Origin of the sequence: Shewanella aestuarii (assembly GCF_011765625.1) — a bacterium.
GTDB lineage: Bacteria > Pseudomonadota > Gammaproteobacteria > Enterobacterales > Shewanellaceae > Shewanella > Shewanella aestuarii_A.
Genome location: NZ_CP050313.1, coordinates 206,024 through 219,331 on the forward strand (window position 1 = coordinate 206,024; position 13,308 = coordinate 219,331).

13 protein-coding genes are annotated in these 13,308 nt (G+C 42.4%); 5 read left to right on the forward strand and 8 right to left on the reverse strand.

Annotated elements, in window-relative coordinates:
- Positions 1–17: 17 nt before the first annotated feature.
- Entirely contained in the window at positions 18–836 is an 819-nt protein-coding gene (locus HBH39_RS01055; protein ID WP_167674784.1) for an SURF1 family protein, read from the reverse strand.
- Here HBH39_RS01055 and HBH39_RS01060 point away from each other — a divergent pair.
- Complete coding sequence (locus tag HBH39_RS01060; RefSeq protein ID WP_167674786.1) at positions 784–1,002, forward strand: DUF2909 domain-containing protein; 219 nt, start codon at positions 784–786, stop codon at positions 1,000–1,002. The genes HBH39_RS01055 and HBH39_RS01060 overlap by 53 nt on opposite strands.
- Before the next feature lie 18 nt (positions 1,003–1,020).
- Here HBH39_RS01060 and HBH39_RS01065 read toward each other — a convergent pair whose 3' ends face one another.
- From HBH39_RS01065 to lexA, 6 genes are all read right to left on the reverse strand, one after another.
- Positions 1,021–1,896 carry a cytochrome c oxidase subunit 3 gene (locus HBH39_RS01065; RefSeq protein WP_167674788.1) on the reverse strand — a complete coding sequence of 292 codons (876 nt, stop codon included), beginning with the start codon at positions 1,894–1,896 and terminating at the stop codon, positions 1,021–1,023.
- Complete coding sequence (locus HBH39_RS01070) at positions 1,893–2,456, reverse strand: cytochrome c oxidase assembly protein (RefSeq protein WP_167674790.1); 564 nt, start codon at positions 2,454–2,456, stop codon at positions 1,893–1,895. The genes HBH39_RS01065 and HBH39_RS01070 overlap by 4 nt, the downstream gene beginning before the upstream one ends.
- Before the next feature lies 1 nt (position 2,457).
- Positions 2,458–4,050 (reverse strand): cytochrome c oxidase subunit I, encoded by a 1,593-nt coding sequence (gene ctaD, locus HBH39_RS01075; RefSeq protein ID WP_167679918.1) that lies wholly within the window; start codon positions 4,048–4,050, stop codon positions 2,458–2,460.
- A gap of 9 nt (positions 4,051–4,059) precedes the next feature.
- The gene (gene coxB / locus HBH39_RS01080) at positions 4,060–5,625 is read right to left on the reverse strand and encodes a cytochrome c oxidase subunit II (RefSeq protein WP_167674792.1); all 1,566 of its coding nucleotides are present in this window, start codon (positions 5,623–5,625) and stop codon (positions 4,060–4,062) included.
- A 395-nt stretch (positions 5,626–6,020) separates the two neighbouring features.
- Entirely contained in the window at positions 6,021–6,539 is a 519-nt protein-coding gene (locus HBH39_RS01085) for a cell division inhibitor SulA (protein WP_167674795.1), read from the reverse strand.
- A complete protein-coding gene (lexA, locus tag HBH39_RS01090; protein WP_167674797.1) occupies positions 6,536–7,150 on the reverse strand; it encodes a transcriptional repressor LexA in 615 nt (204 codons plus the stop codon). The genes HBH39_RS01085 and lexA overlap by 4 nt, the downstream gene beginning before the upstream one ends.
- A gap of 292 nt (positions 7,151–7,442) precedes the next feature.
- Between lexA and plsB the strand changes: the two genes are divergently transcribed.
- From plsB to HBH39_RS01110, 4 genes are all read left to right on the forward strand, one after another.
- The gene (gene plsB, locus HBH39_RS01095) at positions 7,443–9,866 is read left to right on the forward strand and encodes a glycerol-3-phosphate 1-O-acyltransferase PlsB (RefSeq protein WP_167674799.1); all 2,424 of its coding nucleotides are present in this window, start codon (positions 7,443–7,445) and stop codon (positions 9,864–9,866) included.
- A complete protein-coding gene (gene mtr, locus HBH39_RS01100) occupies positions 9,866–11,122 on the forward strand; it encodes a tryptophan permease (RefSeq protein ID WP_167674801.1) in 1,257 nt (418 codons plus the stop codon). Before plsB ends, mtr begins: the two co-directional genes overlap by 1 nt.
- A 125-nt stretch (positions 11,123–11,247) precedes the next feature.
- A complete protein-coding gene (locus tag HBH39_RS01105; RefSeq protein ID WP_167674803.1) occupies positions 11,248–12,024 on the forward strand; it encodes a VOC family protein in 777 nt (258 codons plus the stop codon).
- Between the two features lie 345 nt (positions 12,025–12,369).
- A complete protein-coding gene (locus HBH39_RS01110) occupies positions 12,370–12,933 on the forward strand; it encodes a NapC/NirT family cytochrome c (RefSeq protein WP_167679919.1) in 564 nt (187 codons plus the stop codon).
- A gap of 78 nt (positions 12,934–13,011) precedes the next feature.
- On the opposite strand, the gene HBH39_RS01115 is transcribed toward HBH39_RS01110, so the two are convergent.
- Positions 13,012–13,281, reverse strand: coding sequence for a DUF1145 domain-containing protein (locus HBH39_RS01115; protein WP_167674805.1), 270 nt, complete (start codon positions 13,279–13,281; stop codon positions 13,012–13,014).
- Positions 13,282–13,308: the final 27 nt, after the last annotated feature.

Consider the following 13,308-nt stretch of genomic DNA (forward strand, 5'->3'; position numbering starts at 1 on the left):
CTCCTCTTATTACATCGTTATTGTTTATGGGTAAGTTGACGCCAGTTTTTAATGGCGAGCCAAGTCATTAATCCTAAAAATACCGCAGCCATGGTGAACCATTGCAATGCATAGCCTTGATGCTTTTGCGCTGACAAAGGAATGGGGTGCCAAGGTTGGGGTAAAGTTGAATGCGGTACATTATCTGGTTGGAGTACAACAGGTAGAACGGGATAACCTAGATGTTCGGCTAGCTCATTCATGGCGAGGTTTTGAATTCGAGTAGGGTTACCGCTTTCTGCCAATAAATGTTCGCTCAACGGATTAGCTTGCTTTTGATAAACTCGGCCAATGAGAGTGTAGTCTCCTGCGGGAATAGCAGGTATTTGCGGTAACACACGGCGATCTTTATCTGCGCCAATAAAGCCTAACTCTACTACTATCTTTGTTGACTCTGGTTGAATACTGAAAACTTGATAAACTAAGTAGCCAACTTGCCCTTCAAATACTTGATTATCCAGCAGTAAAATGGAGTTTGTTACGGGAGAGGCGGAAATGGCTAATCGATAACCCGTTAACGACGCAGCTTGGTCTTGATTCGGTAGCGCTTGAATAGTATTTTGTAGTTGCTCAACACTCAGGGCAGGTTGGCTTTGACGCGCCAATAATGTTTGTTCCCACGCTTGTTTGTACTGTGCGCGTTCAAGTTGCCATAAACCAAGCTTGACCAAAACGCTAAACACGCTCACAGTAATAAGAATAAATATCAAGGTAGCCCAACCTAAACCAGCAAAAGGATTGCCAGTGACAGCCCCTCTGATCGTTAAGTTAGTTTTAGTGCTACTGCTTGTATTCATTCTTTTCAATTTAGCCCGTGCATTATTTATTATGGTTAAAGGAGAAAACAAACAATCCATGAGTCCTTTTTTAGGGAGAAGAGTGATGTTTTCTGCCTTGGTGGTGATCCTATTATTAATTGCCATGGGATTAGGCGTTATTCAGCCTAACCCACGGCCTTACTAATTTATGTTATTGATTTGCTTACAACACATAGACAAACACAAATAAACATAACCAAACTACGTCCACAAAATGCCAATACCAACTACCGGCTTGGAAGGCAAAATGCTTGTCTGCAGTGAAATGCCCCTTTACTACCCTAAGCCAAAGGATGATAAGAAATATGGTACCTAATGTGACATGCATACCGTGAAAACCAGTTAGCAAGAAAAAGGTGTTACCGTAAATTCCTGACTCTAGGGTTAACCCCATTTCATGATAAGCATGGGTGTACTCTTCAACCTGTAAGAATAAAAATACGGCACCTAATGCAATGGTTAATGCTAACCAAATAGTTAATGGTGTACGTTTGGCTTTTTCTAAACTGGTGTGAGCAAAATGCAGCGTGACCGATGATGTCAGCAGTATTATCGTATTGATTAATGGCAATCCTGTCCAAGGCATGGCTTCGGTTGTGGTGCCATCAGGCGTTTTAATTAATGGCCACATGGCTTCAAACGTTGGCCATAGAATTTCATGGGTCATGGCATTATTTGATGCGCCACCTAACCAAGGGACCGCTACCGTACGGGCATAAAATAATGCCCCAAAAAACGCGCCAAAAAACATGATTTCAGAAAAGATAAACCAGCTCATTCCTTGACGAAATGACCGGTCCATCTGAGCTGAATATAAGCCTGACATTGACTCATCAATCACATTTTTAAACCAGCCGAAAAGCATACATAAAATCACCACAATACCGGCAATTAAAATATAGCCCCCCGAACTTTGTTCAGTCGAAAGTTGTTGTACATAAGTGCCAGCTCCAAAGGCGATTAAAAATAGCCCTATGGCGCCCACAATAGGCCAAACACTTTGTGCTGGCACATAATAAGCTTCGTGCTTTGTTGTCATTTTGCTGCTCCTTGCTTTATGCCACCACCAACTTTGGCTGTGATGTCATAAAGGGTATAAGAGAGGGTCAATGTATTGATGGATGCTGGTAAATCAGGATCCACATAAAATATCAATGGAAGTTCAGCGCTGGCTGATGCCGCAAGCGGTTGTTGATTAAAACAAAAGCATTCTGTTTTATTAAAATATGCCGCACCTTGCCCCGGCGATACCGAGGGGATTGCTTGCCCGACGGTATCTTTGGCAGACAGGTTACGTGCATGAAATTTAGCGTGTGTCAGTTCGCCTGGGTGAACCTCAATACTGTTCACTGTTGGGGTAAACTCCCACGCCATTCCTGATTGCACATGTGCAACAAACTCAATGGTTACCGTTCTATTTTTATCAACAATGACCGCTTCGTAAGTGCTGGCTGTGTTTTGAGGTTTTCCGTTAATTCCCAAAGCATCGCACAGCACATCGTACAAAGGCACCAAAGCAAAACCAAAGCCGAACATGCCGAGCGATCCTAAAATCAGCATGGTGACTAATTTACGGTTTGATTTTGTTGGCTGAGTCATCTCATTTCACCTCTGGTGGTGTGGTGAAGGAGTGGTATGGTGCTGGACTTGCGATGGTCCACTCCAAGCCTTCTGCTCCTTCCCAAGGTTTATCTGGTGCTTTTTCGCCGCCTTTAATACATTTGAGTACTACAGCTAAAAAGATAAGTTGAGATAAACCAAAGGCAAAACCACCAATAGAAACAATTTGGTTAATGTCTGCAAATTGGATGGCGTAATCAGGAATACGACGCGGCATACCCGCCAGCCCTAAAAAGTGCATAGGGAAAAACAGCACGTTAACCGAAATCACACTGCACCAAAAATGCCAGCGGCCTAAGGTTTCGCTATACATGTGACCTGTCCATTTGGGCAGCCAATAATAGGCTGCCGCCATAATCGAGAATACGGCTCCGGTTACCAGTACATAATGGAAGTGCGCAACCACAAAGTAGGTATCATGATATTGGAAATCAGCAGGGGTAATCGCCAGCATTAATCCTGAGAAGCCACCAATGGTGAACAAAATGATAAAAGCTAATGCAAATAACATAGGTGTTTCGAATGTCATTGACCCACGCCACATGGTCGCTACCCAGTTAAATACCTTAACGCCTGTCGGCACGGCAATTAGCATGGTGCAGTACATGAAAAACAGTTCGGCAAATACTGGCATACCTGTGGTGAACATATGATGTGCCCACACAAGGAATGACAAAATAGCAATACTGGCCGTGGCATAAACCATCGACGAGTAACCAAACAGTTTTTTACGACTAAACGCAGGGATAATGGCAGAGATAATACCGAATGACGGTAAAATCATAATGTACACTTCAGGGTGGCCGAAGAACCAGAAAATATGCTGGAACATAACTGGGTCACCACCACCTGCAGCATCAAAGAAGCTGGTTCCAAAGTACTTATCGGTTAATACCATGGTGACCACGCCGGCCAACACTGGCATGACCGCAATTAATAAAAATGCGGTAATTAACCAAGTCCAAACAAATAAAGGCAGCTTCATCCATGTCATGCCTGGAGCGCGCATATTGACAATGGTCACAATGACGTTAATGGCGCCCATAATGGAGCTGATCCCCATAATATGCACTGAAAACACAAATAGTGCCGTACTGTCTGGGCTGTAAGTTGTTGATAGCGGGGCATAGAATGTCCAGCCAAAGTTAGGTCCACCGCCTTCCATAAATAGCGAGCTAAGCAAAATAGCAAACGCAAAAGGTAAAATCCAAAAACTCCAGTTGTTCATTCTTGGTAGCGCCATATCTGGTGCACCAATCATCATAGGAATAAGCCAGTTAGCCAAGCCGGTAAAGGCGGGCATGACTGCACCAAACACCATGATAAGACCATGAACTGTGGTCATTTGGTTAAAAAAGTTTGGTTCAACCAGTTGTAATCCGGGTTGAAATAACTCGGCGCGAATGACCATGGCCATAGCGCCACCGGTTAAAAACATAATAAAACTGAACCATAAATATAATGATCCAATGTCTTTATGGTTAGTTGTTAGCAGCCAGCGCATGATGCCTTTTGGGGCACCGTGATGGTGATCATCATGGGCTGCAGCAATGTCGTGCGTAGTTGTGCTCATCATTATCCCCTATTGTCCATGGCTGTTAACGTCAGTGGCTTGCACTGTGTCGCCAGAATTATTACCCCATGCATTGCGCTCATAAGTAATTACCGCGGCCATTTGGCGTGGCGATAATGAGCTTGCAAACGCTTGCATTGCCGTCCCTGGTTTACCATTGCGAACAATGTCGATATGTTCATCAACAGGGCCTGTAATGATAGGACTACCAATGAGAGAGGGGAATGCGCCAGGTAAACCTGCGCCAGTTGCCTGATGACATGCAGCACAGCTGGTAGTGTATACTTGCAGGCCTTCTGTCATGAGCTCTTCATGGCTTAGCTCTGTTAGATCTACAGGCATGACAGTGGCAGCCATATCAGAAGCTTGAGCAGCAACTGCCTCGACCGCCACAGATATGGTTTCATCTATCGCATTAGTAATGCTTGCGGACGTATCAGCAGGCATGGCATCACCATTGGCGGCGTTACTCACATCAATAGCTTGAATCACATCCCCTGTATCATTACCCCAAGCATTGCGCTCATAAGTAACTACAGCCGCAATTTCTTTAGCAGTTAATTGCTTGTCAAATGCTTGCATGGCCGTTCCTGGTTTTCCGTGAAGGACAATATCGATATGACCAGCAACTGGACCTTTGATTAATGGGCTACCAATTAATGATGGGAATACACCAGGCAGACCTGCGCCATTAGGTTGGTGACAAGCCGCGCATCGTGCCATGTAAATTTGTTCACCTTGAGTCATTAACTCATCTTTTGATAGGGTTTCCGACAATGCTGCTTGGGCTGCTGCCTGTGCATTTTTAGCCAAGTTTTTTTGGTCAGCTAGCCATGCGTCGTAGTCAGCTTCTGGTAAAGCTTGCACCACTACAGGCATAAAACCATGATCTTTACCGCAAAGCTCTGCACATTGACCGCGATAAATGCCAGGCTTATCAATTTTTGTCCAAGCTTCATTAATAAAGCCTGGGTTCGCATCTTTTTTAACGGCAAAAGCAGGTACCCACCATGAGTGGATTACATCATCAGATGTCATTAAAAAGCGAACTTTGCGATTTATGGGTAGCACTAAAGGCTTGTCCACTTCCAAAAGATAAGTATCACTTTTAATTGCGTTACCATCAATCTGTTCGCGAGGCGTGGATAAAATACTGTAAAACTCGACACCTTCATTGAAATAGCTGTAATGCCATTTCCACTGAGAACCGGTAATTTTAACTGTTAAATCTGCATTTGAAGGGTCTTCCATAGCAATTAACGTTTTTGTGGCGGGGATCGCCATGCCAATTAATATGATAAAGGGGATCACTGTCCATGCAATTTCCACTTTTGTACTTTCGTGGAAGTTTGCGGCGACTGCGCCTTTTGATTTGCGGTGATAGATCATGGAATAAATCATTATTCCAAACACTATCAAGCCAATAACACAGCAGATGTAAAGAATTATCATATGGAGGTCATAAACCTTGCCACTGATCTCTGTTACACCTTGTGTCATGTTGAGGGGCATTTCGTTTGCCCCAAGGGGAGGTGCCAGTAACACCGCCATTAAACAATACAACCATTGCTTCACAAGACTTCTCCTCTGCCAATTGCGAATAGCAACTACAAAGAAGAGTCACACAGTAAGTCTCTGCTCTATGCAAACTCTTCGGTTCCCAAAAAAGCTTGATGACTTCAAAGTACATTGGTGGTTGTAAGCGTTTAAGGCTTACTGATTTAATTTACGACGTGCACCACGCTGGTACCTACAACTGAACTTATCAATTCTGTTTTGACGCTTTTATTGGTCTGGAAGTTACTGCCACACCATTGCGTTTTAGTTAGATTGAATTTGTTTCAACCTTGTTAATTACATTACTTGTAGAACCGATATTGATCAAGATCACTTTTACGCCTAATTAGCTGAAAAAATGTACAAAAAAGCCCTGAACATCGGTCAGGGCTTAGGATTTACTTAATTTTAAATTAATGAAAAGAGGTTAAATTAATTGAATTTAGGCTCGCAGTTGTATTTGGCAGTGCGTTATTTGATGGAATTTGTGTCGTTAGCGAGGCTGACACATCTTCAATCACAACACCTAATGCGCGAGCACTTTTGGCCACCAATTCAAGCCTGCGGCTGTCACGAGCATCCAACGAATGAGTCCAAGTGATAACAGCGCTGGAGGTTCCACTGGTTAACGCTTTTTCCATCGCCCATAAAGTCTCAACTTCATCTTTGGTATGCACCAGCAAGACTCTGTCCATTCTAACCCCAGCACTGGCTAGCATTTGCTTATAGCTAATATTGGCTGGATTAATTAACACTATCCATTGACCCTGTTGGCTAAGTTGCGCCAGTTGACTTGCATAATGAGCTAGCTCAGTTATGCCATGGTTGCTGGTTTGAAGGGTAGTGATAGGTTGTCCTAGGCTTATATCTGCTTTTGGCATATCGACCCATAATCCAGGGTGTTTAGGGGCCGTTCCCATTAGTTTGTTCATAACCAAGCTCCATTACGAATAACACCAACAGCAAGCCCTTCAATAGTGAGGCTTTGGTAACTTAAATCAACTTTAATTGGCGAATAGGCTTCATTTTCGGGGTGCAGATAGACCACATTGCCCTTTTTTTCGAAGCGCTTGACTGTAACGTCATCTTCTACTCGTGCAACCACAACTTGGCCATTTCTTGCTTGCTGCATCTTATGCACAGCAAGTAAGTCGCCCTCTAAAATACCAATGTCTTTCATGCTGTCGCCGCGCACCCTCAGTAGGAAATCGGCAGCAGGTTTAAACATACTTGGATCGACTTGGTAATATTGCTCAACATGTTCTTGCGCCAGGATAGGTTCACCAGCGGCGACTTGGCCAATGAGTGGTAAACCTGTTTCGGTGTCATCTTCTTGAGGTAATCGAATGCCTCGAGAAGTGCCAGGCATGATTTCAATACACCCTTTTTTAGCCAGCGCTTTAAGATGCTCTTCAGCTGCGTTAGCACTCTTAAAACCTAAACGTGTGGCAATTTCAGCCCGTGTAGGTGGCATACCTGTTTCAGAGATATTGGTTTTAATAAGCTCTAAAATTTCAGCTTGGCGTGGTGTTAAAGGTCTCATGTTGTTTCCTGTCTTTCTATACAGTAACTGTCATTATATACAGTGTTGTTGTTTGCGCAAGTATTCACCAGCTATTTTTTCGTGCTTATGTAATATTTTTTGTTTTATGGTTTTGTATCAATGTGTTAGTAATGTTGCGATTTTGGTGTTGTGAGGGGGCTAGTATTAGAAACATATTGTATATCCGGTGAAAATTACTGTATACAGAGTAAAAAATCTTCCGGTAGTGCGGGTTATGCGCTTCTGGTATCCTATGCGGCCAATTAAAGTAGCTTTTATTGCGAAGATTATTATGTCAAAACCAGACTCAATTATGCTTAGACTGTTGCGATGGATCCAAAAGAAGATGGTGCATACCATTGTTGTGCCACACGATCCCTTTGCTGATTTGAACATTGATCCCGAAAAACCCATTGTTTACGTTATGAAAACGGAATCAATTAGTGATTCGGCTGCATTGAGTGAAATTACGGATGATTTAGGGCTGCCTAGTCCATATGAACCATTGCAACTAGATGGGCTAAAAGTGCCGCGAGTCGTGTGCTTAGAAGGTCGAAAGCCTATTATTGGTAAGCGTTTAAGTGGTGAGAAATTTATTGATTGTTTCACTAGTTTACTTGCTCTTCACCGCCAGCAGCCAGATTTAGATATCCAGCTTGTGCCTGTTAGCCTTTATTGGGGGCGCACACCAGGTAAAGAAGATGACACGATGAAAGCAGCAGTGTTGGAGCGTGAAAATCCAACCTGGTTACGCAAATGGCTGATGATACTCTTTTTAGGTCGTCACAACTTTGTGCAGTTTTCCAATGCGATGTCTCTTCGCTACATGGCAGATGAACACGGCAGTGATAAAGAAATTGCCCACAAGCTGACACGTGTAGCAAGAGTTCACTTCAGACGTCAGCGTAAAGTGATGACGGGGCCGCAATTACCTAATCGCCAAATGATGTTCGCGTCGTTACTCAAGTCAGAATCGATTATCAAAGCTATCGAAGAAGAAGCGGCGAACAAGAAAATTTCTAAAGAAAAAGCACGTGAAACGGCCATAGAATACCTTGATGAAATCGCAGCCGATTACTCAGATAGTTTAGTGCGAATTGCAGAACGTTTTTTAACTTGGTTATGGAACAAGTTGTATAGCGGAATTAATATTCGAGGTGCTGAGCAGATCCGCCAATTACATCATGATGGCCACGAAATAGTCTATGTGCCGTGTCATCGCAGTCACATGGATTACCTGCTGTTATCTTACATTTTATATTATCAAGGTATGGTGCCACCGCATATTGCTGCGGGTATTAACCTCAACTTTTGGCCAGCAGGCCCAATGTTCCGTCGTGGCGGAGCCTTTTTTATTCGTCGTAGTTTTAACGGTAATAAACTTTACACCGCCGTATTTAGAGCTTATTTAGATCAGTTATTCGCTAAAGGTTATTCGGTCGAATATTTCACTGAAGGTGGGCGCTCTCGTACAGGGCGATTACTTGCGCCAAAAACCGGTATGTTAGCGATGACTATCAATAGTGTACTGCGCGGTATTGAACGCCCTGTCACCTTAGTGCCTGTTTACTTAGGTTACGATCACGTTATGGAAGTGGCTACTTACCATAAAGAATTAAGTGGCAAGAAAAAACAGAAAGAGTCTGTTTGGCAAGTGTTTGGCGCAATTCGAAAATTAGGTAATTTTGGTCAAGGTTATGTCAATTTTGGTGAGCCGATTAATATTCAAAACTTTTTAAAGCAACAGGCCCCAGATTGGCGTGAAGAAGTCGCGAATGACCCAGAACAAAAGCCAACATGGTTAACACCTGCTGTTAATCAACTGGCTAACAAAGTGATGACAAACATCAATGGTGCAGCCGCAGCAAGTTCAGTGACCTTGGCAAGTCTTATCTTGCTTGCATCAGAACGAAATGCCTTGCAGCGTCAACAACTTGAACGCCAGTTAGATTTTTATTTAACCTTGCTTAAAGGTGCACCTTATACAGGTTACACCTCTGTAGCGGAAGGTGATGGCAAATCGATTGTTGATCATTGCTTGTCATTGAATAAGTTTATTTCTGATAAAGATCCATTAGGTGAGATTATTTCAATAGAAGAAAGCTCTTCTATTACGATGAGTTACTATAGAAACAATATTATTCATTTAATGGTTATCCCTTCTTTAATTGCCAGCTGTTTAGTGCGTTATGAAGAATGCAACCGCAACCAAATTTTAGCTGTGGTTGAAGATTTTTATCCGCTACTTAAAGCCGAATTGTTTATGGGGATAGATGATATTCCAGGCTATGTTGATCAGGTGCTTGAACTGATGACCAAAGCTAACCTTATCAAAGGTGATAGCCATTATGTTGTGGTTGAACATAATATTTATCAGCTGACCTTGTTAGCTGAAACCGTTAGTGAAACCTTGCAGCGTTATGCGATTATTTTCAATTTATTAGCCATTAAACCAGAGTTGGATAGACCGGATTTAGAACGTGATAGCCACTTGTTGGCACAACGTTTAGGGGCTTTACATGGCATCACAGCCCCAGAGTTTTACGATAAAAAGTTATACAACACCTTAAGCGTTAAATTAAAAGAGTTAGGTTATTTATCTAGTACGGAGCATGTGGAAGATGTTGCTCGTATACGTGACCACGCGAATGGATTATTGCGCTCTTCAGTTAAACAAACCATTCAAGACAGCGTTAATGCGGAGCATTTAAGTTAATGACCAATCACATGAATGCGGCCAAAAGCCGTTCAAACAAAAAATCTTTACTGGGCGGCGCGATGATTATCGCGGGTACCACTGTCGGTGCGGGGATGTTCTCGCTGCCAGTTGTGGGGGCAGGCATGTGGTTTAGTTATTCAATGTTAATGTTAGTCGGCATTTGGTTTTGCATGTTGATGTCTGGCTTATTTTTACTTGAGGCCAATTTACATTTTGAGCCGGGTGCCAGTTTTGACACCTTAACCCGTGACACACTTGGTCAGTTTTGGCGGATAGTTAACGGCTTATCGATTGCCTTTGTATTGTACATTCTGACTTATGCATATATCAGTGGCGGCGGTTCGATTGTTAATCATAGTTTGCAGGGCTTTGGGATTACTCTGCCGCAAAGTGTTGCTGGTTTTGCCTTTGCATTTGTATTAGCGCTAATAGTCCTTATTAGTACTAAGGCGGTGGACCGTATTACCACGATTATGCTTGGTGGCATGGTGATCACCTTCTTTTTAGCAACCGGCAATTTGTTGATGGAGATCGAGCCTACAAGCCTGTTTTCTCCCGATGGTGAGTCACGATATTTACCTTATATGCTTGCGGCTTTGCCATTTGGTTTAGCGAGTTTTGGTTATCATGGCAATGTTCCAAGCTTGGTTAAATACTATGGTAAAGATGCATCAACCATTGTTAAAGCATTGGTGCTTGGAACCAGTGTCGCGTTAGTGATTTATGCTTGTTGGCTAGTGGTGACAATGGGCAATATTTCACGCAGCATGTTTTCCGATATTATCGCTCAAGGCGGTAACATGGGAGTGTTAGTTGGCGCGTTATCAGAGTCCATTGCCAGCGAGAATCTCTCTAGAGTACTAACCTTGTTTGCTAATTTAGCGGTGGCATCATCATTTTTGGGTGTCACTTTAGGTTTATTTGATTATTTGGCAGATTTATTCGATTTTGATGACTCACGCATCGGTCGATTAAAAACCGCAGCCATTACTTTTATTCCGCCAACATTATTGGGCTTGTTGTTTCCAAATGGCTTTTTAATTGCCATTGGTTTTGCCGCATTAGCGGCCACAATTTGGGCTGTAATTGTGCCAGCGTTATTGGCTTATAAAACTCGTCAACTTTATCCAAACAGTAACAGTTTTAGAGTCCCAGGTGGCAATGTGCTTATTTTTGTGGTGGTGCTATTTGGAGCGATCACGGCAATATGCCATTTACTGGCGATGGCTGATATTCTACCTGTCTATCGCTAATCATTTATTGATTTTATCTGATTGATTAAAAAGTCTTCTTCGGAAGGCTTTTTTGCATTTACGGTATTTTGCATCTTTACTTGTTGGCATACATCTATGTTTGTTGTGCAGGTTAAGGGGCAATAATGAAAGTGACAGGTTATCAACAAGGCCAGCCTTGCTGGGCAGAGCTGGCATCTACTGATTGGGCGGCGGCTAAAGTCTTTTATCAATCTTTATTTAATTGGCAAGCCATTGATTTATCGATTCCTGATGGTCATTACACCTTGCTACAAATTGATAATGAAGATGTCGCTGCCATGTATCAGCTTTCTGGTGCAATGGGTATTGATGCACCAACTCACTGGACAGTTTATTTTGCGGTCAATGATGTTGATGACACGATTGAGTTAATTAAACAAGCTGGTGGACAGTTGATCGTTGGTCCTCACAATGTGGGCGACGCAGGGCGAATGGCATTGTTTGCCGACCCAGAGGGCAGTCGATTTGCGATTTGGCAGGCAATTAATCACATCGGTATCAAGCAGGCGCAAATTCCTAATACTTTGTGCTGGGTTGAGCTGGCTTGCCGTGATACGCAGCAAGCGAGTGAGTTTTACGCTAAAACTTTAGGCTTGCAGCCTCAAAAGGTGGATATGAGTGGTATTGAGTACACTGAATGGCATGTGGCTGCACAGGCTGTTGGCGGCATGATGCAAATGTCCGCGGAGTGGGGTGACATTCCTGCTCACTGGATGTTGTATTTTGCTGTTGAAGATTGTGATGCAACAGTCACTCGAGCCATAGACTTGGGAGCAAAAATATGTGTACCGCCTACCGATATCGCTCATGTTGGGCGTTATGCCGTTATAAATGATCCCCAAGGTGGTATTTTTTCGGTGATCGCGTTAGCAGAATCGTGAATCAGGCTGATAAATTACGGCGATGAAAGTTCGAATAGGTTGAGCCTCATTGACAAAATGCCTAATAAAATTTCAATGGCTGAAATGGGCGACTTAATGAGATCTAGGTTGCAATTATGCCTTTGATATTTGATGTTTTGTTGTGAAGTCACTGAACTTGTATTAAGTTTAGCTTAAGTTTGGCGTAAACATCTTCAGTTGATTGTTGATCGACTTCAAAGTTTACGTGTTAAGTTGTTATTTTTTGATGCAAATATAGATGCATATCCACTTTTTAAGCGGCAGAACACTCTACACTTGCGTTAAATTAAAAACGTATGAATTCTGTATAAACGGAGAAAGATGATGAACTGGCGTGCACTATTTAAACCAAGCGCAAAATATTCAGTTATTGTACTGATTGTTATCGGTATAGTAGTTGGTGTAGTGGGCTATTTTGCTACCCAACAAACGTTACATGCGACAAGCACAGATGAATTTTGTATGACTTGTCATAGCAATCACTCATTAAAAGATGAAGTATTAGCATCACCACATGGCGGTGGAAGCGCAGGTATCACCGTTCAATGTCAAGACTGTCACTTACCTCATGGCCCAGTTGATTATTTAATCAAGAAGATTATCGTATCTAAAGACTTATATGGTTACTTAACTATTGATGGCTTCAATACACAAGAATGGTTAGATGAAAACCGTAAAGAGCAAGCCGACATTGCGCTTAAGTATTTTAAAGCCAATGATTCAGCTAACTGTCAGCACTGTCATACTCGCATCTATGAAAATCAGCCAGAAACAATGAAGAAGATGGCGAAGAGAATGCATGAGAATAACTTCAAGAAAGCACCAGAAGATAGAAAGACATGCGTCGACTGTCACAAAGGTGTAGCTCACGTTTACCCTAAAAAGTAAAACTGAGTTAGCTAATTAAATAAAAAACCTCGTTAGAAATAACGAGGTTTTTTTGTTTGTACGCAATCAATTATAAACTTATTTTTGCAGCACTTTTTGGCGATAAGCGAGTAATCCAAACACACCAAAGATATAAACCATCAAATAGTCTTTTGCTTTTAATGGCAGAGCCGCAGCAAACATAGTGTTAAAAATCAATAGCTGTAAACCATGCATAATGATGGTAAGGCCTAGTAATATATTGAGTAATAATCCTATATTGCCTTCAAATGGCATAAACAGGTTGTAGAACATCACTAGCCAAGTAAAAGCGGTTGCCCCGTAACCTAATTTAATAATCAGTTTCATTAACTTGTTCCTAAAATTTGTACAGTG

Coding starts and splice junctions, on each gene's coding strand:
- HBH39_RS01055 (WP_167674784.1), bottom strand. CDS start 836: ATGAATACAAGCAGTAGCACTAAAACTAACTTAACGATCAGAGGGGCT.
- HBH39_RS01065 (WP_167674788.1), bottom strand. CDS start 1,896: ATGACAACAAAGCACGAAGCTTATTATGTGCCAGCACAAAGTGTTTGG.
- HBH39_RS01070 (WP_167674790.1), bottom strand. CDS start 2,456: ATGACTCAGCCAACAAAATCAAACCGTAAATTAGTCACCATGCTGATT.
- ctaD (WP_167679918.1), bottom strand. CDS start 4,050: ATGAGCACAACTACGCACGACATTGCTGCAGCCCATGATGATCACCAT.
- HBH39_RS01085 (WP_167674795.1), bottom strand. CDS start 6,539: ATGAACAAACTAATGGGAACGGCCCCTAAACACCCTGGATTATGGGTC.
- lexA (WP_167674797.1), bottom strand. CDS start 7,150: ATGAGACCTTTAACACCACGCCAAGCTGAAATTTTAGAGCTTATTAAA.
- plsB (WP_167674799.1), top strand. CDS start 7,443: ATGTCAAAACCAGACTCAATTATGCTTAGACTGTTGCGATGGATCCAA.
- mtr (WP_167674801.1), top strand. CDS start 9,866: ATGACCAATCACATGAATGCGGCCAAAAGCCGTTCAAACAAAAAATCT.
- HBH39_RS01105 (WP_167674803.1), top strand. CDS start 11,248: ATGAAAGTGACAGGTTATCAACAAGGCCAGCCTTGCTGGGCAGAGCTG.
- HBH39_RS01110 (WP_167679919.1), top strand. CDS start 12,370: ATGAACTGGCGTGCACTATTTAAACCAAGCGCAAAATATTCAGTTATT.
- HBH39_RS01115 (WP_167674805.1), bottom strand. CDS start 13,281: ATGAAACTGATTATTAAATTAGGTTACGGGGCAACCGCTTTTACTTGG.